Origin of the sequence: Thalassomonas actiniarum (assembly GCF_000948975.2) — a bacterium.
In the GTDB taxonomy this organism is placed as follows: domain Bacteria; phylum Pseudomonadota; class Gammaproteobacteria; order Enterobacterales; family Alteromonadaceae; genus Thalassomonas; species Thalassomonas actiniarum.
Window position 1 is genome coordinate 1,948,250 of record NZ_CP059735.1, and the last position, 26,234, is coordinate 1,974,483.

The 26,234-nt window shown below is 46.9% G+C and carries 19 protein-coding genes; 14 read left to right on the forward strand and 5 right to left on the reverse strand.

From position 1 onward, the window contains the following. Positions 1 to 21: 21 nt before the first annotated feature. The 5 genes from SG35_RS08530 to SG35_RS08550 all read left to right on the forward strand — a co-directional run bounded on the left by SG35_RS08530 (position 22) and on the right by SG35_RS08550 (position 4,096). Positions 22 to 432 carry a CBS domain-containing protein gene (locus SG35_RS08530; RefSeq protein WP_044830823.1) on the forward strand — a complete coding sequence of 137 codons (411 nt, stop codon included), beginning with the start codon at positions 22 to 24 and terminating at the stop codon, positions 430 to 432. 114 nt (positions 433 to 546) lie between these two features. Next, complete coding sequence (locus tag SG35_RS08535) at positions 547 to 1,017, forward strand: CreA family protein (RefSeq protein WP_044830824.1); 471 nt, start codon at positions 547 to 549, stop codon at positions 1,015 to 1,017. Between the two features lies 1 nt (position 1,018). Continuing rightward, a complete protein-coding gene (locus tag SG35_RS08540) occupies positions 1,019 to 1,810 on the forward strand; it encodes a hypothetical protein (protein ID WP_044830825.1) in 792 nt (263 codons plus the stop codon). 100 nt (positions 1,811 to 1,910) lie between these two features. After that, a complete protein-coding gene (locus tag SG35_RS08545; protein WP_053042771.1) occupies positions 1,911 to 3,293 on the forward strand; it encodes an NfeD family protein in 1,383 nt (460 codons plus the stop codon). Between the two features lie 2 nt (positions 3,294 to 3,295). After that, complete coding sequence (locus tag SG35_RS08550) at positions 3,296 to 4,096, forward strand: slipin family protein (protein ID WP_044830826.1); 801 nt, start codon at positions 3,296 to 3,298, stop codon at positions 4,094 to 4,096. Between the two features lie 55 nt (positions 4,097 to 4,151). Here SG35_RS08550 and SG35_RS08555 read toward each other — a convergent pair whose 3' ends face one another. Both SG35_RS08555 and SG35_RS08560 read right to left on the reverse strand, forming a co-directional pair. Then, positions 4,152 to 4,871, reverse strand: a complete 720-nt coding sequence (locus SG35_RS08555; RefSeq protein ID WP_152646458.1) for a 4'-phosphopantetheinyl transferase family protein — start codon at positions 4,869 to 4,871, stop codon at positions 4,152 to 4,154. Positions 4,872 to 4,981: 110 nt separating this feature from the next. Continuing rightward, the gene (locus tag SG35_RS08560) at positions 4,982 to 5,224 is read right to left on the reverse strand and encodes a hypothetical protein (protein WP_044830828.1); all 243 of its coding nucleotides are present in this window, start codon (positions 5,222 to 5,224) and stop codon (positions 4,982 to 4,984) included. Positions 5,225 to 5,347: 123 nt separating this feature from the next. Between SG35_RS08560 and SG35_RS08565 the strand changes: the two genes are divergently transcribed. From SG35_RS08565 to SG35_RS08580, 4 genes are all read left to right on the forward strand, one after another. Beyond that, positions 5,348 to 5,923, forward strand: a complete 576-nt coding sequence (locus tag SG35_RS08565; RefSeq protein WP_053042772.1) for a class I SAM-dependent methyltransferase — start codon at positions 5,348 to 5,350, stop codon at positions 5,921 to 5,923. Between the two features lie 5 nt (positions 5,924 to 5,928). After that, on the forward strand, positions 5,929 to 6,180 hold the full coding sequence (locus tag SG35_RS08570; RefSeq protein ID WP_044830829.1) for a hypothetical protein: 252 nt from the start codon (positions 5,929 to 5,931) through the stop codon (positions 6,178 to 6,180). Positions 6,181 to 6,802: 622 nt separating this feature from the next. Continuing rightward, positions 6,803 to 8,485 (forward strand): S8 family peptidase, encoded by a 1,683-nt coding sequence (locus tag SG35_RS08575; protein WP_236702509.1) that lies wholly within the window; start codon positions 6,803 to 6,805, stop codon positions 8,483 to 8,485. A gap of 451 nt (positions 8,486 to 8,936) precedes the next feature. Next, a complete protein-coding gene (locus SG35_RS08580) occupies positions 8,937 to 12,062 on the forward strand; it encodes a ligand-binding sensor domain-containing protein (protein WP_152646459.1) in 3,126 nt (1,041 codons plus the stop codon). 240 nt (positions 12,063 to 12,302) lie between these two features. On the opposite strand, the gene SG35_RS08585 is transcribed toward SG35_RS08580, so the two are convergent. After that, the gene (locus SG35_RS08585; protein ID WP_044830832.1) at positions 12,303 to 15,308 is read right to left on the reverse strand and encodes an ATP-binding protein; all 3,006 of its coding nucleotides are present in this window, start codon (positions 15,306 to 15,308) and stop codon (positions 12,303 to 12,305) included. A gap of 462 nt (positions 15,309 to 15,770) precedes the next feature. Between SG35_RS08585 and SG35_RS08590 the strand changes: the two genes are divergently transcribed. Then, on the forward strand, positions 15,771 to 17,093 hold the full coding sequence (locus SG35_RS08590; protein WP_044830833.1) for an aspartate aminotransferase family protein: 1,323 nt from the start codon (positions 15,771 to 15,773) through the stop codon (positions 17,091 to 17,093). A 248-nt stretch (positions 17,094 to 17,341) separates the two neighbouring features. On the opposite strand, the gene SG35_RS08595 is transcribed toward SG35_RS08590, so the two are convergent. Then, complete coding sequence (locus SG35_RS08595; RefSeq protein WP_044830834.1) at positions 17,342 to 18,205, reverse strand: PEP-CTERM sorting domain-containing protein; 864 nt, start codon at positions 18,203 to 18,205, stop codon at positions 17,342 to 17,344. Positions 18,206 to 18,565: 360 nt separating this feature from the next. On the opposite strand from SG35_RS08595, the gene prsT reads away from it, so the two are divergent. From prsT to SG35_RS08610, 3 genes are all read left to right on the forward strand, one after another. Then, positions 18,566 to 21,412 (forward strand): XrtA/PEP-CTERM system TPR-repeat protein PrsT, encoded by a 2,847-nt coding sequence (gene prsT, locus SG35_RS08600; RefSeq protein ID WP_160298214.1) that lies wholly within the window; start codon positions 18,566 to 18,568, stop codon positions 21,410 to 21,412. A 188-nt stretch (positions 21,413 to 21,600) separates the two neighbouring features. Further along, complete coding sequence (locus tag SG35_RS08605; protein WP_160298215.1) at positions 21,601 to 21,765, forward strand: hypothetical protein; 165 nt, start codon at positions 21,601 to 21,603, stop codon at positions 21,763 to 21,765. 217 nt (positions 21,766 to 21,982) lie between these two features. Continuing rightward, positions 21,983 to 24,436: a DUF748 domain-containing protein gene (locus SG35_RS08610; protein ID WP_053042773.1), complete on the forward strand. Its 2,454-nt coding sequence runs from the start codon at positions 21,983 to 21,985 to the stop codon at positions 24,434 to 24,436. Positions 24,437 to 24,492: 56 nt separating this feature from the next. Here SG35_RS08610 and SG35_RS08615 read toward each other — a convergent pair whose 3' ends face one another. Then, positions 24,493 to 25,116: a LysE/ArgO family amino acid transporter gene (locus SG35_RS08615; protein WP_044830837.1), complete on the reverse strand. Its 624-nt coding sequence runs from the start codon at positions 25,114 to 25,116 to the stop codon at positions 24,493 to 24,495. Positions 25,117 to 25,320: 204 nt separating this feature from the next. On the opposite strand from SG35_RS08615, the gene SG35_RS08620 reads away from it, so the two are divergent. Continuing rightward, positions 25,321 to 26,232: a LysR family transcriptional regulator ArgP gene (locus SG35_RS08620; RefSeq protein ID WP_084692449.1), complete on the forward strand. Its 912-nt coding sequence runs from the start codon at positions 25,321 to 25,323 to the stop codon at positions 26,230 to 26,232. Positions 26,233 to 26,234 lie beyond the last annotated feature (2 nt).

Genomic DNA, 26,234 nt, shown 5'->3' on the forward strand with positions numbered 1-26,234 from the left:
GATAAAAATCAGGAGCATTATATGACAACTTTATTAGTAAAAGATTATTTAACCCCGGATGTGGCTAAGCTTGATGAGAGCACGTCTTTGAGTCAGGCGATTGAATTGCTGCAAGATGCCAAGGTGATTTCTTTGCCTGTGGTGAACGGGCAAAATGAATTAATCGGTTTTGTGTCTGAGCAGGATTTGATCAAGCCGTTACTCGAAGGCAGTTATTATTGCGACGGTGCGGTTAAGGTTGGCGATTTTATGCAAACAGAGCTGGTAACCGTGACCCCAAACATGAATGTTTTTGATATCGCCCAGAGCATGGATAACCAGCGGCCGAAAAGTTATCCTGTGGTCGAGGATGGCAAGTTTGTTGGCATGTTGTACCGCGCTGATGTGTTATCTGCCTTGAATAAACATTATCAATCCTGCCAACCGGCTTAGTTACAGATGCGGCCAAGAATGTTAGCACCGGGTAAAATAGTCGGGATTTCAGTCACTTTTTTTGTTAGCGTATAGGGCAATAACGATGAACCCTTTACAGAAAAAGTGACTGTAATGAAAAAATTAGTACTAACCCTGGTCGCAGGGGCATTATTGTCCGGATGTTCGGATGATGTTGGCAAGGTCAGCCTCGGGCTTTTTACCACCAAGGATGTGGTTATTGAAGCCAATGTCGATCCTAAGGTGACCGGCGTCACCTGTCATATCAGCCATATCGAAGCCGATTTAGATTTTTCCGACCCTTCCGATATGTCCATTGCCTGTCGTCAGACCGGGGAAATTAATGCTACGCAGCTGGCAAAGATAGATCGCAGTAAAAATGGTGAAATAGTTTTTACCCAGTCCAAGAGTATTCTCTTTAAAACCCTCAAGGTCAGACGGATTTATGACGCTGAAAATAAGACTTTGATTTATCTGTCATATTCAACCAAAGAATCCAGTGGCAGCCATCGTCATTCTTTATCTACCGTCTCTTTGTACAATACCAAGGCTTGGGACTGGGCGCAGATGCAGGAGAAAAAATAATATGTTTGCCGGATTGTTTAACAGCAAACCTGTGCTGGACAGCGGCTCCAGTGAGTGGATCTTAGATACCTTTGCCTGGGCGTTGGAGCATTTTGAACTGAATGTCTTTAAAGCCGATACTCAGCTGATTTTACCCTCCAATGAGTTTTATCCGGGCAAAGTCAGCAGCATCAGCGAAATGGCGCAGTCGGTGTTCGATAAAACCCTGGCTTACGCCGGTATGCAACATTGGCCGGTGCAGCTGGTGCAACCCCAGCATTATCAGCAGCACAACCTGCCGAAACTATCTTTTGCCGGGGGCGTGCGCGGCGCCGGATCTGCTCCGGTTATTGCAGGGGATATTAACGGCCAGCAAAACATCTTGATCAGCTATAACCCGAATCAGATCAACCAGCCCCAGGATCTGATCGCCTCTTATGCCCAGTCGCTGTCTGCGGTGCTGATCCTGCAACAAGGTCATTTGCCGCCGGGCGGGCAGGAGTTTATGCCCCAGGCGGTGGACCTGGTGGCCTGTTTTATGGGCTTTGGCGTGATGCTGGCCAATACAGCCTACCAGTTTAAAGGGGGCTGCGGATCTTGTTATAACCCCCGTGCCAACCGTGAAGTGGCCTTGCCGGAGCAGGAAATGCTTTATTGCCTGGCCTTGTTTAGCGTATTAAAAGCGATTCCCGCCAAAACAGTGCTGGGTCAGTTAAAACCCCATTTAAAAGGCACCTTTAAAAAGGCTTATAAGGAGCTAGCGCAGAAGGTGAAACACTCACCGAATCCGGCGTTGCTTGCCGCTGTAAACTGATGTTCACTCAAGCTGCCGGGTGATTGCTCAAGTCATTAAGCACTAAAGGATTTACTCGGCTACACTAACAGGTAACACAAGTAATCATTGGATTTATCTGATGTTTCGTTGGCTGTTAGCATGCTCTTTTCTTATCCTGGCGTTTCTTGGTACTTTAGTGCCGGGCACTGCTAATGACGGTTTATCCAATGTCGCTATGGCTAAAGCCCGGGCCGGGCAGGCGGCGGTTCAGGTGCCGCTATTAACCATTAACGGCGCGATTGGTCCCGCAGTGAAAGATTACCTGGTCACGGAAATTATCCGGGCGAACCTGACGCCGCAGACCCCGCTTATTGTTCTTACTTTAGATACCCCCGGGGGCTTAAGCTCCAGTTTACGGGATATCAATCAGGTTATTCTGGACTCGGATATCCCCGTTGCCTGCCTGGTACATCCCCAGGGAGCCAGGGCTGCCAGTGCCGGTACCTATATTCTCTATGCTTGTCATATTGCTGCTATGGCGCCGGCGACCACCTTGGGGGCGGCAACCCCGGTGAAAATAACCGGACCAACCTCCCCGGGCCAGGATGATAAAGCCGAGCAGCAAAAACCTTCCGCCATGGATAAAAAAATACTCAATGATGCCATTGCCTATATGCGCTCGCTGGCCCAGTTAAGAGGCCGCAATGAAAAATGGGCGGAGCTGGCGGTGACTGAGGCGGCAACCCTGACCGCAGATGAAGCACTCAAAGAAAATGTGATCAATTTTATTGTTGATTCCCCCGAGGCGTTATTAACAGAGCTCGACCAGCAAGAGGTCCAGGTTAAACAAAAAACCGTGATGCTGGACCTGGTTAATACCGTATTGGTGAAACAAACTCCCGACTGGCGCAATAAGTTCATCTCCACCATTACCGATCCCAACATTGCCTATATTTTAATGCTGGTTGGGATTTATGGGCTGATCCTGGAATTCTACAGTCCGGGGATAGGTGTTGCCGGGGTGATTGGCGGTATTTGTTTGCTGATTGCTTTATATGCTTTCCAGTTATTGCCGGTGAGTTTTGTTGGCGCCGGGTTATTGTTGCTGGGGATTTGCTTATTGATCGTTGAGTCGATCATGCCCAGTTTTGGCATTTTGGGGATCGGCGGCTTAGTGGCTTTTGTCGTCGGTTCAATTTTTCTTATCGATACCGACATTTCTTATTTTCAGGTGTCCCTGCCTTTGATTATTTCCGTTGCCGTTGCTTCGGGATTATTTTTTGTCTTTGTGCTGGGATTTTTATGGCGCAGCCGGCGCTCGCCCGTGGTCAGCGGTCAGGAGCAAATGCTGGGGGCGGATGTGATCGTCGTGGATGACTTTACCGGGGAGGGAGAGGTGCTCTTTAACGGTGAGCATTGGGCGGCACAAAGCAATGAGCCTTTATCCCGCGGGCAAGTGGTAGGGGTCAGCGAGATCAAAGGGCTGACATTACTGGTAAAAACAAAAAAAGAGGATAACTAACCGTGGAACCTATTTTAGATAGCAGTCAGCTTTTTATTACCGCACTGGGATTCTTTCTCGCCGCCATAGTGATCAGCGCTTTTCGGATCTTGCGCGAATATGAACGCGGTGTAATTTTTTTGCTCGGCCGCTTTTATAAGGTCAAAGGGCCGGGGCTGATCATCGTCATTCCCATTATCCAGCAGATGGTCAGGGTGGATTTACGTACCGTGGTGATGGATGTACCGAGCCAGGATGTGATCAGTCGGGACAATGTTTCGGTCCGGGTCAATGCCGTGTTGTATTTTCGGGTAATAGACTCGCAAAAGGCGATTATCAATGTCGAGGATTATCTTGCAGCCACTTCGCAACTGGCGCAAACCACCTTGCGCTCTGTGCTGGGGCAACACGATCTGGATGAAATGCTGGCGAGCCGGGAAATGCTTAATGCCGATATCCAGGGCATACTCGACGCCCGCACCGATGGCTGGGGCATTAAAGTCTCCAATGTCGAGATCAAGCATGTGGATTTAAACGAAAGTATGATCCGCGCCATCGCCCGCCAGGCGGAAGCCGAACGGGCGCGGCGTGCCAAAGTGATCCACGCCTCGGGGGAAATGGAAGCATCCGATAAGCTGGTGGAGGCGGCCAATAAACTGGCAGCCGAGCCCAATGCCATTTTACTCAGGTACCTGCAGACGCTGACGGAAATTGCCGGTGAAAAAAACTCCACTATCTTGTTTCCGATGCCATTTGACTTGTTGAAAGGACTGTTTACTGGAGGAAAAGAGGGCGGGGGAAAAGATGGCGCGGATAAACAATAGTTTGTTTATCCGTTTGTCGGGTTTTTAACCTTCAGTTTAATTTTTTACTTTTCTCTCAGAAAAGGGCGTTCAATACCGTCAGCTCGACCTGGGCTGAGGGTAAATCGGTGATCAAACTGATATCAAAGTCCTGGTACTGGCTGGAAATGACCGTAAAAGGGTCAAGCATAGGGGTAATATCCTGGCTCAGTAAGCGGGCTATGGGTTGCTTGATGGCTTTGGCCAGCGCCTCCTTTAACGTCCATGTGCGGTAGAAGCTATCTACGCCTTCCCGTTCTATCCGGGTAAGTTCGCGGGCATGGTAAAAATGCCGAGCCAGTTTCAGCCAGGGGCGCTCTGGTTTACGCCATTCCAAATCAACCCCTAAGCGGGTGCTTTGCCGGCTCATGGCCACCAGTACCTTGCCGTGGGAATGGGAAATACAAATCTGGACCGGCAGCACTTCTTGGTACTCCTTTGGGCCTGCCTGCTGGTAACGGGAGGCTTTTAAACAGGTATCTTGTTGATCAAAATGAATATTGATTGACCGAACATCCAGTTGAAAATGGCGGGCAAGGGCAAGTTTTATCATACCCCGGCTGGCGACAAATTCTTTCTTAGCGGTCAGCAGCCTTCTTCTGTCGAGTATTTGCTTTTCATCGGCGGTTAACCAGCTTGCTGTCAGTTCGCTAATGTGCGCCTGGCTCAGGACGTTGCTGTCAAAAAGCATCAGGCATAAGGAGGGCTCCAGGCTGATGGCGTTAATATCTTTTGTTACCGGGGAGAGTTTTTCCATTATTAACCGTGTTTCTTTATAGCAGGCGCCCAGTATACCCGCATAATCAAACACAGGGGAAAATAAAACCGGCCCGTTTTGTTTATAGCCGGTTGGAAAAAATAAAACGGTTAAAAATCACATTTGAGTAATTTCATCGGTTTGTCTGCGGCCAGGACGCAGCCTCTGGCATCATCTGTTGCCCCTTTGCATTGCTTATTCATTTCTGCCGTAGAAGGAGCTTTGCTGCCCAATACTTTCTTGGCATGGGCGACCACTCTATCACACTGGCTCGCCGGCACAGGTTCATGTTTACTGCAGCCAGGCAGTAGCGCGGGACAAAGGAGCAGTAATGCAGCTGTTTTGTTATTCATCTTGATTTCCCTACGTTTCTTTGCCTTGAGTATAGTTAGCCTGGATATTTTTACTGGACTTTTTTAACCGCCGTTATGATATATTAGGCTGTCTGTCCGCTCGCAATTCTTATACTGGTAGTTATGCATCAACAACAACAGCCCTCGGTGTTATTAAGCAAATTTTTCAATGAGTTATCACTTGCCTGCCAGCGAAATGAGGTTGAGTGCCTGCCGGTATTGGATTTGGCCTGTGGTTTTGGCCGTAACGGCCTGTATCTGCTTAAGCAAAATTTGCCTGTAGTTTTTGCTGATATTAACCCAGATGCCCTGGCACAAGTAGAACAGCAGGTAAAAGCTTTGAAAAAACAAGGACAAGCATCTGCTTCCTACTGGCACCAGGATTTTGAGTTGCCGGGCAGTGCCCCCCTTAAAGCTAAACGTTTTTCTGCGGTACTGGTTTTTCGTTATTTGCATCGGCCGTTAATGGCGCAAATTAAAGAGGCAATTACTCCCGGGGGCGTGATCGTTTATGAAACTTTTACCCGGGCACAGGCACAATTCGGCCGTCCTAAAAACCCGGACTTTTTACTTGAACCGGGAGAGCTGGCGGATTGTTTTGCGAACTGGCATGTCCGTCATTATTTTGAAGGCATAGTGCAAAGCGGCGGTTCAAAACAGGCGGTTGCCCGTATTGTTGCCGTTAAACCGGATGAATAGCTAACTTGGCCAAACCCAATAAAAAAGGCCCGGTTACCCGGGTCACCATCACCTGTAGCCGCTGCAGGGCAAAACTCTTTTATTATCGCAAAGGCGGTAAGGGCGCTTTAGTGAAATGTTTTAAAGAGCGTATCGTCAAAGATTTTACCGAAGTTGAAGGGCAATGCCCCGGCTGCCAGCAAATTTTCGCCCGTGATTGTCTGATCCGTGGCGCTCCGGCATTGAAAATTATCGGTGGTAAAGTCAGGGCCAGTTGAGGCGACCTGATTGATACTTTTTATCAATCATTAACAACAAATCAAAATGTATGCTATTTAACCCATTGTAAACAATGTGTTTTATCTTTGTTGTCGTTTATGTATGAAAAGCTGTCGTTTTTTTGCTAGAGTAGAATCTTGCAAATGCTAGTATCACTGCAAGCTAATTATGGTGTTGTTAAATATTTAACTTGGTAACAGGTTGAATTGTTTGATTATCTTATATTTATAATTAGATGGATCTTTAAAGTAATAATGTAAGTAGATAAAAAATACCTTGGGGACTGAGGTAACATTAAACAAAAATGTTAACAACAGTAATAAACAGAGCAGAGATACCTAGCGAGTATGGCTGAAAACTAATAACAAAAACCAGATAGGTTTCGCCAATATTCATTTATTTGCTCTATACGTATAAAGTACCAACGCAAAATACTTGCCGGTACTTTTGATCCAGCCCAAGGATTGGGCTGGATTTTTTATTTTAAAACTCACAATAAACTGATTAGTCAGGATGTTTTAAAAACTTTAATAATTAAAGGACGATAGAAGGGGATAAATAATGTTGATCGCATCAAAGAAAAAAATATTTACTACACTCTCATTGTTAACGGTTATTAGCATGACATCTTGGCTAGTAGCAAAACCTGCTCAAACTGATGCGCAACCGCAGACTCAGTCTTATATCATCAGTGCCCAGCAATACGACTTGTTGAAATCAAAAGTTGCCGAGCTGAATGTAACGCCAAGCCATGAGCTAAAAATTATTAACGCCTTGGCACTTGAGTTGACTACAGAGCAATTGTCACTGCTAAAAGAGCAACTTGATATTAAGGTGACCAGCAACCATAAAGTGGAATTAAGTGCCAAAAGCCGGGCAAGACGCGCTAACAGGCCCGAGTCTGTGGTTAATGATCTGATAGAAGCGACTCCGGTACAATACCAGGCCAATTATGGTGAAGGGGTTACTATTGCCTTCCTTGATACCGGACTTGAATCGTTTCCCGGACTTGCTGCACAAAAAGATGGCTACGGGCGTTTTTGTGGCATGGACTTTTGCGGATCATACGATGCCGTCGCCGATGAATTCAGCACTTATAACTACAGTGAAGAAAGCGGTCATGGTACCCATGTGGCCAGTATTGCCGTTAACAGTGACCGGGATGCAAACGGAAAACTCTACGGCATAGCTCCCAACGCCGGCTTATTAGCCATTAAAGCCTTTGATGCCGAAGGTAAGGCAACTTATGCCGATGTTATTCGCGGGATCGGCTGGGCGGTGCAGGAAAAAGACAGATTTAATTTACGGGTATTAAATATGTCCTTTAGTGGCCCGGTGCGTTCTTCATACTGGGAAGATCCGCTGAACCAGGCGGTCATGGCAGCCTGGAGTGAAGGCATAGTGGTAGTAGCATCCGCCGGTAATCTTGGTTCGACCCCGATGACAATCGGCGTGCCTGGTAATGTGCCTTATATTATTACCGTTGGCGCGATGACAGACAATTATACTCCCAATCTTTTAAGCGATGACAGGTTGGCAGATTTTAGCTCCGCAGGCCCGACTGTGGAAGGTTTTGTCAAGCCTGACTTAATTGCACCGGGCGGCCATATTGCCGGCTTGATGTCTAAGCAGTCACAAATTGCCCAAGAGTATCCTAAGTATAAACTTGGCGGCAACTACTTTGAAATGTCGGGAACTTCTCAGGCAACCGCGGTTGTTTCAGGCGTAGCGGCATTAATGTTAGCCAATGATCAGTCATTAACGCCGGATGATGTTAAGTGTCGCCTGATGTCTTCTGCCCAGGCCGCCCTGAACGATGACGGCAGTTTAGCCTATAGTGTTTTTCAGCAGGGAGCTGGTTTAATCAATGCCGCTGATGCTGTTAACAGCAGTGCCAGTGCCTGTGCCAACCAGGACATGGATATTGCACTGGATATTGCCGGACTACAACATTATCAGGGGCCGGCCAGTGTTGATGCGGATAAGAACTTCACCATCGAAGGGCAAACAAATGATTATAGTCAATTTACCGATGAAGCCGTTATCTCTGATAAACAGGTAAGCTGGCAAGGTGATGTTGCCACAGATCTGCTGATTTGGAAGACAGCTGCTCTTGAGGTTTCCGACAGTGGCTATGAAATAGCCAGTGTTTCGGTGGACAAATCGGCATTGCAAAGCTTTTTTGAAACGGATCTGCTTATCTGGAAAACAATGCTTGATACAGATCTCCTCATCTGGAAGACGAGTGTTGACTTTGACAGCAGTGAAACTATCCAGGTGAATAACTGGGTAGAGCAGCAATAAGGCTTTAATAAAGTCATGGAGAGAAAAGCCACTGTTTAAGTGGCTTTTCGTTGTTAGGACCTGGCTATCTTTGGCCGTGAATTATCTTTTTGGCTGTTTTTACACCTGTCTGCGTTAGAAAAATGTCATGTAGAATAACTACAGGTCCATTTTCTGCCCTGATATGTGTAAAAACTGCTCAAAAACCTTAATCCCCTCAAAAGATAAACAGGCCCTGGACGTAAAAGTTGATATTTTGTGGTAATATTCTGGAAGTTCTTCTAAGGACAGCTATCAGCATGGAGGCATAAAGTGAAGTATCTGTTTATTTGAGGGGGCCGGGCCCGGCGGCCAGGGTTAAGCTCTTTATTTCTGCCTTTTTTAAATTTATCATCTATCCATTTCGTAACAGATTAATATTCCAGTGAAAAAATACCTTACTCAAATAACTTTGTTTGTTTTGTCCTTGGCTATGACCACGATCACGGCTATGGCGAAGGAGCTTGATTCATTAAAGCCTTTTCCAGCGAACAACCCCTTGTCTTATCAGTACATCAAAGCTATCGCCCAGGATAAAGATGGATTTATGTGGTTTGGTATGCAGGAAGGCTTATACCGCTATGACGGTTATCAGCTGATGCGTTTTCATCATGACTCTGCAGACAAAAATTCTTTAGCCGGTGATATCGTCAGTGATTTGCTGGTGGATAGCAAGGAGCAGTTATGGGTGGCGACCCGGGACGGCGGTGTCAGTTTATACCGGCAAACAAGCAGGGATTTTGTTAATTTCACCGAAAAAAGCGAAGCCCTGGCGTTAACCGATAATAATGTCAATGTGCTGATGGAAGACAGTGCCGGTAATATCTGGCTGGGAACCGAGTCCGGGCTGAATATCATTTTCCGCCAGCAAGAACCGTGGAAAGTCAAAAAGATCGTTAAAAATGGTGCTGTTGGCCAGGGCTTAACCCATAACGGCATAGAAACCATTTTACAAGTCTCAGAGCAGGAAGTCTGGGTGGGGACTAATGGCGGCGGTATTTCTGTATTTGATTTACAAGGAAATTTTATTAAAGCCCAGCCGATAGTCAGGGATGGCCGGGAATACGCGGCGGGTAAGCGTATTAAGGCCTTGATTCAGGATGCGGCTGATAATGTCTGGATAGGCACCTTTGACGGTGGTTTGATCAAATATGACAGCAGTAACTTCGATTACAGTTATTATATGTTTGATGAAAGCAATTACCGCTCACTTTCCAGTAATAATATTGAAGCCATGTACCTGGACAGCAATGGCAATATCTGGATAGGCACAGACAAGGGCATGCTTATTTATGATACTGCGCTGAATAATTTTAAACGATACAGCCATTCCCCCAGTAACCCTTACAGTCTCACCAATGATTATGTGTTAACGTTTTTTGAAGATATGAATCAGATGATGTGGATTGGTACTATCTACGGGATGAGTCGCTGGCATCCGAACATGACGACTTTTAATCAGTATGATGCACAAAAATACCCGGCGTTAAAAAATGATCCAATTATGGGCTTTACCCAGCTCGAGTCTGGAAAAATCTTTATCAGCAATTACAGCGACGGTATTTACGAACTTTCCCTCAAAGATGATAAAATAACACCTTTTGCTTTTAATAAGGCCTTTAAGGGCTTAAGGGTTATTACCCTTACTGCCGAAGAAAATACCCTTTGGGTGGGGACCCGGGCGGCGGGACTATTCAAAGTGAACTTAGATACCGGGAATATTGAAAACTTTAAATATGACCACCTTAATCAACATAGCCTGTCGGCAAACAGTATCACAGATATTATCAGGGACAGCAGGGGGATACTCTGGGTTTCCACCTACCATAAAGGCATTAACCGCTTGAATGATGACGGCACTTTTACCCGTTTTGAAATGAAGACACCGGTGTCAGGTAAGGGGCCTAACACCAATAATATTCTGCAAATACTGGAAGACAAGCAGGGATATCTGTGGTTGGCGACCTATGGTGGCGGTCTCAATCGTTTTGATCCGAAAACAGAGCGTTTTGTCTATATCAGCCATGATGAAAATGACAGTAAGAGTCTCAGCAGCGATGTGGTGCATAACATGTTTCAGGACAGTAAGGGAAATATCTGGGCCGGTACCCAGGTGAGTCTTAATTTACTGAGCCATGAAAATTTGTTGAATGAACACTATGAATTTGAACATTTTAATAGCCAAAAAGGCATGAAAAGCCGGCTCGCCTACGGTATCAGCGAAGATACCATAGGCAATATCTGGTTCAGCTCAAACCATGGATTATCCCGCTACTCCCGGGAGAATGACAGTTTTAAACACTTTGGTACCAGTCATGGCCTGCGCAGCCTGGAATATGTCAGCGGCTCGGTATTTACGGCTTTTGATAACCGTCTGTATTTTGGCAGCACCAAAGGTTTTACCAGCGTCAACCCTGATGAGATAGGTCAAAATCAGCCGGCGCCGGAGGTCAGGTTAACCAATATTTTAAAGCTTAATGAGAGTATGACTTTTGACCTGTCGCTGTCGGAGCTGTCTTCTCTGGTATTTGACTATAATGATCACCTGATCTCTTTTGAATATGTCGGGCTACACTATTTCGAGCCTGAGTCTACCCTTTATAAATATCGCTTGTTAGGTTTTGATCAAGAGTGGATAGATGCCGGTAAACTGAGAAGGGCTACCTATACCAACCTGCCCGCCGGTAACTACCAGTTGCAGATCATCGCCGGCAATAATGATAACGTTTGGAGTGAGCCGCGCACCTTAGATATCATAGTGAAAGCCGCTCCCTGGTTCTCCTGGTGGGCTTATTTACTCTATATCATCACCATAGCCGTGGCCATTTTAGCTTATTCGCGCTTTTTACACCGGAAATTACTGTTAGAGCAACAACAACGAATTTTTCTCAAGCAACAAATTAAAGATAAAACCCAGGAATTTCAGTTAAAAAATGTTGAGCTTGAACAGGCGAATAAGCAACTGGAAAATGCCGCCACCATAGATAAACTTACCGGCGTGAAAAGCCGCCGCTATCTGGATATTTATATCGAGCAGGCCAGTCAGCTAATGTCGCAAATCCACCAAAATATCCTGCCGGTTCAGCGCAGTATTTTACCCCGCTTGTATATTTTTATGGTTAAGCTGCGCGATGCCAGCCAGGTAAACAATAGCCAGCTGCTAAACCTGACGGATTTACTCCTGTACAGCCGCAACCAGGATGACCTGGTGATCCGCTGGTCTGAAGATACGTTTGCCGTTATCGGCTATGAAAAAGAAGAGAATGCCCGTGAGCTGGCTATTCGCCTCAGTGACAGGTTTGAACATATTTTAGGGGGGCTGACCCAGGTAGATATGGCCTATTCTTTCTATCCGTTTAATTTTGAGCAGCCAATGGAGCTCACCTGGGACCAGGTGAGCGTGCTTACCGAGCATGGCTTGAAGATGGTAGGGAAAACTGAGAATACTCAGTGGTTGGGGCTATATGGTCCCAAAATTCAGCCTTTTAACTATTTAGAGGTGCTGCAGGTACAGGCACTGAAAGAGATGAGTAACCTGGTTAAGGTGCAGCAGGGGTAAACCCGGGCTTTACTGTCAATGATAATCGCCAGGGGCTGCAAAGGCGCTCTGGCGTCTACCGTTATTGGAAGTTGTTATTTGGCAATAATGAATCAGCCGGCAGCCGTTAATACCGGGAAGCTGCCCAGGTCATGCTTTTACAGCGCCGGCAATAGCAAGTTAGAATGCCAAGAGATACTAAAAGCTTTCGCCTGTTCTCCTGGCGCTGTCGTCCCATAGCTGTGAAGCTAAGTCGTTAATTTACTCGTCTTCATCTGTTTGCACTTGCTGCTGATATTGTTTAGGGGTGCACTGGAACATCTCTTTAAAACAGCGGCCGAAATAAGTTTGCGAAGAAAAACCGACATCCAGGGCGATACGTCCGATCTGGGCGCCGCTTTTGAGTAGTTCCTGCGCTTTTTTCAGCCTGAATTCTTTGATGAAGTTATTTGGCGTTGTACCCAGCAGCACTTTGATCCGCCTTTGCAGCTGGCGCTCGCTCATGGCCAGCTCTTTTGATAACGCACTGATATCCAAGGACGGGTCTGAATAATGTTTCGCTACCATGGCTTCAAGCTTATTCAGGAACTTCTCATCCTGGTTGACGCTTTCGCTGGTATCTTCCGCCAGTTTGGAGACATTCTCCTGCGAGGTAATGCGCCGCTCCTGCTTCTGGGTATCCTGGAACTTATTGAGATAGGTTTGCTGTAATTTTTGCCGGTTTTCAATCAGGTTTTGGATCCGCGTCAGCAACTCATTATGGTTGAAAGGTTTGCTCAGGTATTCATCGGCATTTAAATTCAGTCCCTGCAAGCGGCTTTCCAGATCCGAACGTGCCGTCAATAAAATCACCGGAATATGGGCGGTCATTTCATTTTGTTTGATTTGCTGCAGCACTTCAAAACCGTCGATGCCGGTAAGCATTAAATCACAGACGATCAGATCCGGCAGGTATTCGTTGGCCAGCTGAAGTCCCAATTCGCCGCTGCCGGCAAGAATACAGTGGTGCCTTTGCTCTATCACCTGTTTGATATGGCTTTGCATATCGATGTTATCTTCAATCACCAGCACCACCTGGTGGGAATGCTGCGCCTGGCTGCTTGATACCGTACGCTGCTCTTCCAGCAGGGAAGAGACCTCATTTTCCGATAAACTGATGGGTAATTGTTTTTCCTGCAACCTGGGGCTGGCCATAGGGATGGACAGGCTGAATTTACTGCCCTGGCCTTGTTCGCTGACCAGGTTAATACGCCAGTTATGGGTTTTCACCAGTTCATTGACCAGGGAAAGACCGATGCCGACGCCGAAGGTGCCCTGGTTCAAGACATCATCGGCCCGCTGAAAGCGTTCGAAAATTTTGCTTTGTGACTGCTTATTGATACCTATGCCCGAGTCGATAATATCGAGAATAATGGTATCTTGCTCGGTATAGGCATTAACCTTGATAAAACCGCCTGCCGGGGTATATTTAACGGCATTGGCGAGCAGGTTGAAGATGATTTTTTCAAAGGCCTGGGCATCACATTCAATCCAGAGATCATCCGGGATCTGGCTGGAAAATTCCAGTTTGCTCTGAGACGACAGGCGGCAGAAGGAGTCAAGCGGCATGGCCATCAAGGTTTGCAGCCGGTAGGTATCCAGGGATAACTTGGGGTTATCGCTTAACCTGGATAATTCCAGCAACTGTTCCACCATACGCACTAAACGCAAGCCGTTTCTTTTTGCCGTGGTCAGGTCGTCATTTTCTTCTTCGTTGCTGCCCTTGAGGATATAGCGGTCGATTATGCCGTTGATTATGGTTAACGGCGTCCTGAATTCATGGGAAATATTGGCAATGAATTTATCTTTTAATTCCAGCGCCTGTTTTTCGGCGAGTTTGCGCGCCGTCAGGTTAATAAAAGTGATCACAATCAACGGCTGGGCTTCGCGCACGGCCCATTGCAGCTCCGCCTGGGTTGGGAACTCGGTGCCATCTGAGCGTATGGCGCTGCATTCCACCGATATGCCCAGCTCTTTACGCTGCAAGGAATAGACATTACTTTGAAAATCAAAGAAATAAAACATCTCATCCTTATCTGAAAATAAAGCGCTGACATTGGTGCCTTTTAATTCCTGCTCCAGGCTTTGAAACATTTGTACAGCCGCCGGGTTTGCCGACAAGATCTCTCCCTGGATGGAGGTGGTGAGAATGGCATTATTGGATGCCCGCACTATGGCTTTATCCTCACTGTTAAGAAAGGCATCGGTGATCTTGTCGTTGGCGGAGGTCAGCTCCTTAATCTCTTCTTTTTGCTCCAGGATATTAAGGGCCTGCTGGGCGGATAAATCCCGGCGTTGACGGTAAATAATATAAAGCAGGATGGCGCCGATCATCAGCCACAGGGTGACAACTGCGGCCTGCAACGGGGTTTTCAGGGCATAAAAGTATTGCTGCTCGTGGCCGGCCAGGTGCAGGCCTATCATCACCAGCATTAAGCACAAGGTATAAATTTCCGGATTGCTTTCCCGTTTGATGACAACCGGATGTCCGGGATGTTTTAAGGTGATATAGGCGGCAAAAATGACCAGGCAATAGGGCAATAACTGCACTAAGGTGGTCAGGTAGCTCTTGGTAATGAAAATATTGTTGTCAATGGCGATAAAGCGCATGACTTTGGCGATCATCACCACCAGTGCCGCCAGGGTTAACAGAAAGAAGGTCTGGCGCCAGAAATGATCCTGGCAACTGATCAGGCAGACGAACAGGCGTATGGCAATTAAACCTGTGATCAGTATATGGAACAGGTATGAAGGCTTAAGCTGCTGGTAGATCTCATCGGCAAATTCAGCAGGCAATAAGATAAAATAACCATAACAGAGTACGGTAAAGATAATTGCCGGTACCCGGCCGCTGATATTTTTGCTTGGCGGTGCATCGCCTAAGTGCGGATTGGTTTCTATCGCCAGCAAAATGAAAAAATAAATAAACAGGGATAAAAAATCCCTGGACAGCAGCTGGGCGAGATAATTGATGTTCTGTGGCAACAAATAAGCGCACAGGATAAAAACAATGGCGAAAATCAAATATTGCCAGAAAAGTTTCAGCGAGCGTGAGCTGGTTTTCTTAGCACATAGCAGTAGAAAACCTATGCTGGTAAATTGCAATAATAATAGGGCCAGATCAGACAGTTGCTGCTGGGAAAACGACAACCAACGCTCAAGCAAAGCGTAGGGGATAAAGGTCGCAAATAGAACTAAGGATAAGAGTTGTTGCTTTGATAATTGCAAAAAAAGTGCCCTGTTTTTCTTATAATATTTTATTTGTTTTTATTTCGTATATTGACGGTTAACACGTCTTTGCACGTTTTCCGTGGTCGTTAATCTATAATAACAACCGATTAACAGCAAGTAGGGAGCCGGATTAAAAATTGGTATTTATCGGCACAAAGCTGCAATCCCGGCTGATTATTATATCGCCATTGCTATCTCGGCCACGGATTACTTTGCCGGCAGGGGATTTTGCTTTTACCGCCAAAGGAAACAGGAACAATAATTATTTGTAACAAAGCAATAATTTTGTGCTTTTGCTGCTTTTAGCACCCGCTCTGCATGGAAAAAGTGAATCGACTCCTGTATTATCCTGCCCTTAAATTTCCCGCTGTCGGCTAAGCCGGCGGCAGATGTACTTACTCAGTTAAATGTGCTCGCGCTGGCCTACTGTATAACGCCAGGCAGACTAAGGAACTCATCATGACCAATACCAAAAAACCAACAAGTACGACTTTGTTGGAGCAGGCTCACACCCATATGCCTTTGGGGGTTGCCGACAGTTACCGTTATTGGGGTGAAGACAATACCGTTTTTGTTAAAAGCATGAAGGGCTGTCAGATCACCGATAGCGATGATCAGGTTTTTGTCGATTTTCGCCTGGCTTACGGTCCTATCATTCTTGGCTACCGGGACAGCCGTGTTGATGAGCAAGTGACCCGTACCATTACCGAACGCGGCACTATTTCCGGGTTTTCCACCGATCTTGACAGCGATGTTGTCAGCCTGATCAAAAGCCTGTGCCCGAATATTGAAAAAATGCGGTTTGCCAATTCCGGTACCGAAGCGGTTATCGGCGCGGTTCGTACCGCCCGGGGATTTACCGGCTGTAATAAAGTTGTGGTGGTTGAAGGCGGTTTCCACGGTTTATATGATGAAATGATGTGGAAGTCCGATGTTGATAACTGGAACAGCGAGGTTCAGGAAAAGCCGGAAATTATTCCTTTTGGCGCCGGTATTCCCGAAAGTACCCGTGAGCACCAGGAAAGTGTACCGTTAAATGACTTTGCTGCCATCGATGATGTGTTCGCCCGTCTTGGTGATGATATTGCCGCGATTGTTATTGAGCCGATTATGGGCAACTGCGGCAGCATCGCCGCGACCCAGGAATATATGCAAAAGCTGCGTGATATCTGTGATCAACACGGCGCCATGCTGATCATGGATGAAGTGAAAACCGGTTTTCGTGTTGCCAAAGGCGGAGTACAGGAGCTTTACGGCATCAAGGCAGACTTGACCACTTATGCCAAGGCCATGGGGAACGGTTACCCGGTAGCGGCTTTTGGCGGCCGGGCTGATGTGATGGATAAGATCAGCTTTGATAAAGACGGCGTAACCCATGGCGGCACCTACACCGCCAATATGATCGCCTTAAGCGCCGCCAAGGCGACTTTGACGGTATTAAGTGAAACCGATGCCCTGGCCACCATCAATAAAGTGGGCGCTGATATTCAGCAGGTATTGTCCCGCGTATTTGACAAGTTTGGCATCGAGCACAGGTTTGCCGGGCCGGATTCCATGTTTGGTGTGCATTTTGGCAATGAAGTGCCGCAAAATTACCGTGACTGGAAAAAAACCGATAGTGAGCTTTATACCAGGTTTGCCTTTAACCTGATTGCCAACGGTGTGATGTTAGAACCTGACTCTCGCGAACCCTGGTTTATTTGTGAAGCCCATAAAGAGATGGATTTAAACTGGTTGGAAGACGTGGCGAATAAGGCCATGGAAAAAGCCCTGAACGACTAATCCCCGTTATCTCATTTCGACGGTACGCAGTCTGTGTGCCGTCTTTTTTTCTGCTGTTATCGGCTTTCTTTTTACCGGCTTGTTATTACCCGTTTATTGTTTATGATTCACAGCCAAGTTGCTGTGAGCAGATTTGTGCTGCGGCAGATCTGAGGATTTATTAGTGCAGATAATATTCAGGGAGATATCGTTAGATATCTCCCTGAAATAAAAGAAGGGCAGGTGTTGAACAGCTGTTTATCGGGCGTTTATAAAACAGCCGGCTGCAATTTTTTCGTTGTCACTTTGCGGCGGGCAATTATACCACCCAGGCCTAACAGCAGCAGTAACAGGGTTTCCGGCTCAGGTACATCAACCGGGGTATCGCCGTTGATGGACACTAAACCTTCAATAATGTCGTTGGCACATGACATGGCCCAGCGGAAGGCGATTTGATTGGCAGTAGCCAGTGCGGTGCCGGCAACATCAAATTCGAAACTGATCAGGTTGTAGCTGATGCCGTTCATGCTGTAGACATTTTCTGTGGTATTCCAGTAACTCCAGTTATCATGGATGTTATCGTAAGCATTACCATTGTATCTGGTGGCGCTGTTCAGGGAAACCGTTTGATCGTGTCTGGCACTGTTATGTTTTTCGCTGGAGGTGGTCAGATCATTTTGATCAAAACCTGATACTAACCGGCCATAACCTTGGGTTTCATCCCGGTCTGTCCAGTGCTGATTCCTGTTTTTTTTGTAATCGTATATGGTATAGGCGTAATTCCAGTCGGTGCCGGTATTGCTAGTACCGCTGTCGGAATATCTGTCGTCTGGCGCAGGGTTCCAGGGATTGGCATTGGGATCTGAGGGATCTGCCGACATAAAAAGGTCGCCCATTTGATAGCTATGATTGCCTGAGAAAGCGGTATAAATGCCGACACTCATAGTGGTGCCTGTGCGGCTGACTACCATTTGATCAATATCAAATTGAGATTCTTCTCCATAGACGTCATTGCCGTAACCGGCGCCGATATAATTATCCATGATGCTGGTTGCCGGAATATCGGCGGCAACCGCGACAACACTGCTAAATGTTATGGATAATGCGGTTATCCACTTGCTAATTTTTTTCATCGTCCACCCTTACTAAACTGCTACGCCCTTCATTGACGTATTTATGGTCACCAATGCATGAATATTTGCGCTGAAATATCGGCTAAAATGCGCCGTTGTCAAAAAGCATACACCTAAGCTGGATTATACAAAAAACAGACCAAAATTGGAAACTTAAATATTTACCGGGTTTTAGCCGGCTTTTTGTATAAATTAAGTAAAAAGTGTCATGGATTTGTAAAAGAAGTAGACAGCTAAATAACGGCAAGATCACAAACTGCTTTCAACAGCCTGGCGTCAACCGGGATAAGTTATTTCACTTAACCGGTAAAATATTTTACCATAGCGCTAACTTGTCGCTTTTTCATGTTGTCTTTATTGATGCCAGAACTTTCATCTATGGCTAAACGCCAGTTAAAAAGAATTCACCCTATATTTCTAACACTTATCCTCGGCTGCTTTGCCGCTAGCAAGGTATTGGCGTTTACTTTTCAGGAAGCGAATCAGGCTTATGAAGATGCCTTGCGCAGTTTTGCCCAATCGGATCTAAAGGCGGCAGTCCTTTATTTGAAAAATTCGTTAAAAAACAATCCCAGCCATCTGCCGTCGAAGATACTGATGGCGGAGGTGTTAATTGCCCAGGGGGACGGGGCGAGCGCAGAAATCGAATTAACGTACGCCCTTAAACACGGCGCCGATGAAAAGCGCATTTTGCCTTTACTGCTTGAAGCCCAGTTATTGCAAAAAAAATATGAGCAGGTGGTGGCCAGTAATTTCCCCCCCGGCAGTAATGCCCGGTTAAAAAGCCAAATTACCATGCTTAAGGGCCGGGCGTTTGTCGCGCAAAAAAAATATGTCAGGGCCGAGCAGATTTTTCGCCAGTCATTGACCTATAACGGCAATAATGTGCTGGCAATCTTAGGGCGGGCACAGGTTGCCTTGTTACGTGAAAACCTTAAGCAGGCGCGCACTTATGCCGAGCAGGCATTAGCAAAAGATCCCACCAATACCAATGGCCTGCTAATGCTGGCAAATATTGAACAAATGCAGGGGCACAAAGAAGCTGCGCTGACAAAAGTCAATGAAATCATTGCCCTTAACCGGGAGAATTTTCCAGCGTTATTGATGCGTGCCGGTTTGTTGATCGATAAAGGCCAGTATCAGGCGGCGCTGCTTGATGTGACTGTGATCCTCAACCAGATCCCTAACGAACCCCGGGCGAATTACCTGAAAGCCATCACCAATATTGCCTTAGGCAATGAAGCCGAATCCGATGCCACCATCAAGCACCTTAAGACGGTATTAACCGGGGTGCCGGATGAAGTGATGCAGGAAAATCCGGTTTATTATTATCTGGCCGGGGTGATAAGTTTCGGTCAGGGGGAGTATTTGCAGGCCCAGGATGCCCTGCGAAAATATTTTGATATCAATAAGGAAGATACCCGGGCATTAAAGCTGCTGGCGAAAACCGAGTTCAGGTTAAATGAACCTTTTGCCGCCAAAAGTTACCTTGTTAAAGCGCGTTTAATTAACCCGGATGATGTCGAAACCTGGAGTTTGCTCGGCCGCGCCTATATGGCAACCGAGGCGCCGGAAAAAGCCGAGAAGTATTTCCTCGATGTTATCCGGGCCTTGCCCCGGGAAAGCGCCGGGCGACTTGATATCGCCAGATTATACCTGAGCACGGGGCAAGTGGATAAGGCGATTGTTTATCTGCAGCAGGCCGAGGAACTGGCAAATGCACAAACCGACAAGGGCAATTTATATTTGTTATTCACCCGGGCCTATCAGGACAACAACCAGATAGATATGGCACTGTCCTCAGTGGAAAAGGTCATTGCCCTGCGCGGACAAGACAGCTTTTTGTATCAGTTAAAAGGCAGCTTGCTCGGCCTGAATGGCGAGCATGAGAAGGCCCGTTTAGCCTTTGAGCAGGCGTTAACTTTTAACGCTGGTAATTACCAGGCGGTGTTGCATCTTGCCCGTATGGAGATGCTCTCGGGCAATATCAAACAGTCAAATAAGCGGCTTCAGCAGTATATAGAGCAAAATGCTCCCAATACCTCGCTGATGCTGGAGCTAGGTCAAAACTATTTACGCCTTAACGAGCCGGCAAATGCCTTAACCTGGTTTGAAAAAGCGTATGCCCAGGACAGGGGTAACAACCAAGCCTTGATCCAGCTGGTTAATTACTACAGCAAGCTGAATGATATTCCACAAGCCCTGTCACTGGTGGAAGACTACCTGGACCGGTTCAATAAAGATGGTGAAATCCTGTTGATCGCCGCCGATCTTTATTTAAAAGACAAGCAAAACGATAAAGCGCTGCAGGCCCATCAGCTGGCGGTGAAACATAGTGAGGAAAAAGCCGCTGCTTTACTGGCCCTGGCGAAAACCCAGGTGTTGTTCGGCGAGGATGATAATGCCGTTACTTCATTGGAAAAAGCCATTGTCAGGGACGGGCGCTTCACCCAGGCTTATTTGCAGCTGATTGATATTTATCATGCCCGCCAGGACTTTGATAATGCCATGAGCACTATTGTCCAATTGGAAAAAGTGCTGCCGGGACGGCAGTTGACCACAGTATTAAAAGGGGATACTTATCGTCTCAATAATCAATATGCCCGGGCAGTTTCAGCCTACCAGGCTGCATTGAAAATAAAGCCGTCACAACAGGCGACCCTGGGGTTGTACCGGGTATATCAGGCAAAAGAGCAGTATCAGCAAGCGGTCGATTTATTAGAGGCAAGAACCAGCAGTTATCCGGATGACCTGCTCAGCGCTGTTGCCCTGGCGGACAGTTATAAAGCTTTGGGGGAGCTGGAAAAAGCCGCGGACTTTTATGAATCTCTGATCAAACGCTTCCCGAATGCGCCGGTACTCTTTAATAACGCCGCCGCCATTTATTTGGCATTGAAGCATTTTGATAAAGCCGCTGAATATGCCGAGGCTGCCTATGCCCGCTTGCCGGATAACGTTGCCATCATAGACACCAAAGCCTGGGTAGAAACCCAGCGGGGAAATTATCAGCGGGCCCTGCCTTTGTATCGCCAGGCGCTGGCGCTTGATGTTGATAATATGGAAGTGCTGTATCACCTGGCCTATACCTTGAGTAAGATGGGGCGCAGCGATGAAGCGATAACATACCTGCAAGATGTGCTTGCCAATGGGCAAGCCTATGCCGGTAAAAAAGAGGCGGAAGCACTTTTAAAAAGCTTGCAGCCTTAATATTAACAGGTCACGGAGACAGTCCTGCGTGGCCTTTTCTTATCAAGGAAGTGCCAGTCACTTTCAAAAATAAAGGGTTTTCTTGCGCCAGATCAACTTTTTCCCGGGCAATTTTCGTTATGATGCACCCAAGCGCTATGATTTCATTGGTTATCAAATGAAATCCTCTTGATAAATAAGGCAGCACCATGAACACTGAGCAGCAGTTAACCCGTCAAAGTGAAAAAAACTTCACCGTACAATCTATGCCGTTACTTGACAGTGCCGATGATGGTAAGTTGCTCAACATAATGAAGAAAATTGTTGTAAAAGACTCTCTTCGCCAGGGTGAAACCCTGATCTATACTTCGTAACCTTTAACCCGGCAGGTTTTATCTTAAATTTCCCCCCGACGTTTTTCGGGAGCCTCCCGGGCAAAGCTCTTTATCCTCCCTGTCATTAGAAATACCGTTGATTTTCTAATTAATGTTAAATATTCCTTGAACGCCGGTTAATTTTTGTTTTTTTCTTAGTACAATATTCGGCTCATGCCGACTTTATTTTAAAAAAAAACAGATCAGGGTTTTTATCATGCGTGTGCTGGCAATAAAAATAGCAAAAATTATTCTTTTACTCTTCTTGACGATATATTGCCTGATTTGGTTGTTATCGCCGATGATCAGCCGGTATTTTATTGCCGATATACTGGCGCCGCAAAAGCTGGTGTTATCGGATAACACCAGCATACGCTACAACCCGTTTCTGTCTAAACTCAGCATCAATGAATTAAGCCTGTATCCGGCGGCGAACAGGGAGAAAGCGCTATTTCGCCTGGACAGTTTAGTCGTCCGTATTCGCCTGTATCAGCTTTTGTTTGACCGCATTCATATCAATGAATTTAACCTCGATGGCCTGTTTATCGATATCACGCAAAGTGAAAATAAGCTCGAAGTAGCCGGATTTACGTTCCCCCAGACAAGTGACAAGCCCGCTGAAAATGTTGAACAAGGGCAGGAGCCGACACAGGATTTCCCTTATACCCTTGTACTGCCTGTGCTTAAGCTGAATAACGCTTCTCTGGAATTTAATTTGCCCCAGGGACAACATGAGTTTGCCATAGACAGTTTAGCTATCTCTGATGTTGAGGCCACAGCCAGCCGGCAGGACTTTTCTGCCTCCCTTACCAGTACGCTGGATCAGGCGCCTTTTGCCCTGGCAGTTGATGCAAGCATTGCTAAGCAAACGGATGCTAGTCATGCCGAAACGCTTATCAAAATAAGCGCCGATATCGGGCTTGAAAATTTTGATTTAACCCGCCTGGCGGCATTTATGCCTGAGGAGTTTTCTCTGCATTCGGGCTTGTTGAGTTACCGGACAAAATTACAATTGCTCGCTAAGAAAGAAAACCAACTGCAACTTGATTTTAAGGACATGGCGCTGGATATTGCCGAGTTGCATCTTGAGCAGGCACAAACCCATGCTACCTTGTTGGAAAAAACGCTTGAAACGAAAGCGCTGAGCCTGCAGTTGGCATTAGGCGATAGTGAGAAGCCGTTAACCTTGCTCAACGGCGATGCCGGGGTGACATTAACGGATGCCAAGCTTTATCACCAGCAAGAGCAGGCGCAGCTGATGGCCTTTGAAAGTCTGACGCTGGATAATATTTTACTTACCATCACAGATAACAAGCCTGAGGTGAAACTTGACGAAGTCTTGCTGACCGGGGCGAGTTTTTCCGATGTTACCGACAATGAACTGCCGCCGATTGCCAGGGTCAGCTCTTTTGCCGTGCAGGACATCAAGGCTTCTGCTGTTGGCGTCAGCATCAACAAGGTGAGCTTGGGCAATTTTGATTTGGATGTTTCCCTTGATAAAGATAAGCAGGTTGAGAACCTGGTGCAGCTTGGCAACGGGCAGGCAAACCAGGATGTCCCGTGGCAGGGCGGACAAGTAGGGGAAAGTGCTGAAACAAGCGAAGAAACGACCGCGTCGGAACATACCGCGTCGGAACAATACTTTTCCCTGGTGCTCAATGAGTTTGCCCTGGAGCAGGACAGCCATATCCGTTTTATTGACCGCAGTGTCACCCCGGCCTATAAACGGGACTTTATCATCAGCACCTTAAGTGCGGGTCCGGTGAATAACCGGCAGCCGGAAATTAAAACCGCCTTTGCCTTAAAAGGCAAAAGTAATGAATATGCCAAGTTTGACTTATCCGGGTATGCCAAGCCCTTTTTAGCCGAGCCGGTTTATGCCGTCAGCGGCGGTTTTAAAGAAATCAGCTTGCCGGGCATTTCCGCCTATATAAAAGATGCCCTGCAGTATGAATTGCAAAGCGGCCAGCTGGATTTGGCGCTGGAGCTGAACTTAACCGGTGAGGAAATCGACGGCCATACCGATATCCTGTTGCGCGGGGTAGAGCTGACCTCGGCCGATGATCACCAGGTAGACAGTTTAAAGGACCAAACCGCAATTCCATTTAATGTCGCCCTGGGCATGCTTAAAGACAGTGACGGCAATGTTGAGCTGGATATCCCCTTATCCGGCAATATCAGCGATCCTTCTTTTGGTTTTTCCGGCTTTTTAACGCTATTGACCAAACAGGCGGTGATGTCGGCGACCAGAGAGTATCTGATGACCACTTTTGTGCCTTATGCCAACGTGGTGTCCATAACCCTGTCTGCCGGGGAATATCTGTTAAAAGTCCGCTTTAACGACTTGCTGTTATCCCCCGGGGTAAGCGACTTTGCCCAGGATAATATCGCCTTTTTAAATGAATTCTCCGCTTTGATGAAAGACAAGCCGGAAACCCAGGTCACCCTGTGCGCCGTCGCGACCGCGCAGGATATCGGCTTGCCGGTCGGCACCGAAGAACTCACCGAAGTTGAGATCAAATCGTTAAATGAACTGTCATTAAAACGCCTGAACCACTTTAAAAGCTATATGGTAGAGCAGGAGCAAATCGACTCCAGCCGCTTATTGTTGTGCAGCCCGCAAGTGGATTTATCGGCAGAAGCCCAGCCGAGGATCACCTTTGCCACCTGATCCCGAGCGGCACCTTATGCTTATTGTCGGCAGTGAAAACCTCGGATAATGAGGGGCTAGGCAGAGGCCAGCCAGTTGCTAAACAGTGACCAGGCAATAAGCCACATAATCAGGGCAATGGCGATATCTATGCCCTGTTTGACTTTTTTCCTGCCCAATACCGGGGAAAACCTGGCGGCAAAAACAGATAAGCCATAAAACCAGAGGATAGAGGCTAACATCAGCCCCAATAAATACCAGGGTTTTTCGGCCGGGGAGAACTGGCTGCCGACACTGCCTAAAATCACCACGGTATCCAGATAAACATGGGGATTGAGCAAGGTTACAGCGAGAGTGGTCAGGATCACCCCTTTAATGGACTGATTATCTCCGCCCCCCTGATTTGTTGTTGTACTGGCCTGGATGGCGGCTTTTAACGATAAAGCCCCATAGCCGAGTAAAAACAAGATGCCGCCCCAGCTGATCAGGGTAAATAAAAAATCATTCGCGCCTATCAGCTCTGAGCCGCCAAAGACACCGAGCATAAATAAACTGATATCACAGAGTATGCAGATGGTGGCGGCGACCAGGTGATGGTTACGTTTGATACCCTGGTTGATAATAAAAGAATTTTGTGCGCCAATGGGGATTATCATGCTGGCGCCCAGGCCAAGCCCCTGGATAAAAGGTAATATCGTCATCTTCATTTGTCCTGTTTATATTTTCTGGTATTTATTCTGTGGGGGATTAATGATCCCTTTTTATTTCCCCATCCTTTATGTTTTGCAGTAGCGAGTGTAATAAACACCAGGACATAAATAAAATTAATGATTTTAATGTATCATTAGTAAAATTAATATTCGTGTGCTTAGTACAAGTTAACCAAGCGTTAGTAAGGGGGAAGTTTGGCCAGGTTTGATTATAAATTGCTCTATGCTCTGCATACCGTGATGCAGGAGCAAAGTTTTGAAGGAGCTGCACTCAAGCTGCATATTTCACAATCTGCGGTATCGCAACGTATTAAAGCGCTGGAAGAATATGTTGCCCAGCCGGTGATTATCCGTGGACAGCCGATTATCGCTACCGCCACCGGGCAAAAGTTATTGCGTCATTATCGCCAGGTACAACAACTGGAAAGTGTGCTTAACGATGACTTGTTGCTGGATGAAAGCGAGCAGCTGGTGAATATTTCGGTGGCGGTGAATGCCGACAGCCTGGCGACCTGGTTTATCAGTGCGATTGTTTCCTTGCTGCAATCGCGGTCGATTGCCCTGAACTTACTGATCCTGGATGAAAGGCGGACCACGGAAAAACTGCAATCGGGAGAGGCCTGTGCCGCCGTCAGTTCGCATGCCCGAATATTGCCCGGTTATCAGGCATTTGAATTGGGCAAGGTGAAATATCTGCTGGTGGCGAGTCCGGCATTTAAGCAAAGGTATTTTTCTGACGGTATAAATGCCGTTAGTTTGCAATTTGCCCCCGGGGTCTCATTTGACGCCAAAGACAATATGCATACCCGGTTTATTGAACAGCATTTTGGTCTGAGTGCCAACAGCTATCCCCGTCATACCGTGCCTTCTTCAGAGGCGTTTGTCGAACTGGCCCGCCAGGGCGCTGCTTATTGCCTGATCCCTGAGTTGCAAATAAAACAGGAACTGGCCAGTGGCGACCTGGTTAACCTGTTACCGGATAAGGCTCATATTGAAACCCTTTATTGGCATAGCTGGGGCCTGGCCGGCGGTATTTACCGGCAACTGGCTGATTTGATCCAAACACGGGGCAGGGAAATGCTCAATGAAAAGTCCATTGAAGTCTAAGT

What these genes read in the sequence shown, in the direction of transcription:
- SG35_RS08530 (WP_044830823.1), top strand. Translation starts at nt 22, where the DNA reads ATGACAACTTTATTAGTAAAAGATTATTTAACCCCGGATGTGGCTAAG.
- SG35_RS08535 (WP_044830824.1), top strand. Translation starts at nt 547, where the DNA reads ATGAAAAAATTAGTACTAACCCTGGTCGCAGGGGCATTATTGTCCGGA.
- SG35_RS08540 (WP_044830825.1), top strand. Translation starts at nt 1,019, where the DNA reads ATGTTTGCCGGATTGTTTAACAGCAAACCTGTGCTGGACAGCGGCTCC.
- SG35_RS08545 (WP_053042771.1), top strand. Translation starts at nt 1,911, where the DNA reads ATGTTTCGTTGGCTGTTAGCATGCTCTTTTCTTATCCTGGCGTTTCTT.
- SG35_RS08555 (WP_152646458.1), bottom strand. Translation starts at nt 4,871, where the DNA reads ATGGAAAAACTCTCCCCGGTAACAAAAGATATTAACGCCATCAGCCTG.
- SG35_RS08560 (WP_044830828.1), bottom strand. Translation starts at nt 5,224, where the DNA reads ATGAATAACAAAACAGCTGCATTACTGCTCCTTTGTCCCGCGCTACTG.
- SG35_RS08565 (WP_053042772.1), top strand. Translation starts at nt 5,348, where the DNA reads ATGCATCAACAACAACAGCCCTCGGTGTTATTAAGCAAATTTTTCAAT.
- SG35_RS08575 (WP_236702509.1), top strand. Translation starts at nt 6,803, where the DNA reads ATGACATCTTGGCTAGTAGCAAAACCTGCTCAAACTGATGCGCAACCG.
- SG35_RS08580 (WP_152646459.1), top strand. Translation starts at nt 8,937, where the DNA reads ATGACCACGATCACGGCTATGGCGAAGGAGCTTGATTCATTAAAGCCT.
- SG35_RS08590 (WP_044830833.1), top strand. Translation starts at nt 15,771, where the DNA reads ATGACCAATACCAAAAAACCAACAAGTACGACTTTGTTGGAGCAGGCT.
- SG35_RS08595 (WP_044830834.1), bottom strand. Translation starts at nt 18,205, where the DNA reads ATGAAAAAAATTAGCAAGTGGATAACCGCATTATCCATAACATTTAGC.
- prsT (WP_160298214.1), top strand. Translation starts at nt 18,566, where the DNA reads ATGCCAGAACTTTCATCTATGGCTAAACGCCAGTTAAAAAGAATTCAC.
- SG35_RS08605 (WP_160298215.1), top strand. Translation starts at nt 21,601, where the DNA reads ATGAACACTGAGCAGCAGTTAACCCGTCAAAGTGAAAAAAACTTCACC.
- SG35_RS08610 (WP_053042773.1), top strand. Translation starts at nt 21,983, where the DNA reads ATGCGTGTGCTGGCAATAAAAATAGCAAAAATTATTCTTTTACTCTTC.
- SG35_RS08615 (WP_044830837.1), bottom strand. Translation starts at nt 25,116, where the DNA reads ATGACGATATTACCTTTTATCCAGGGGCTTGGCCTGGGCGCCAGCATG.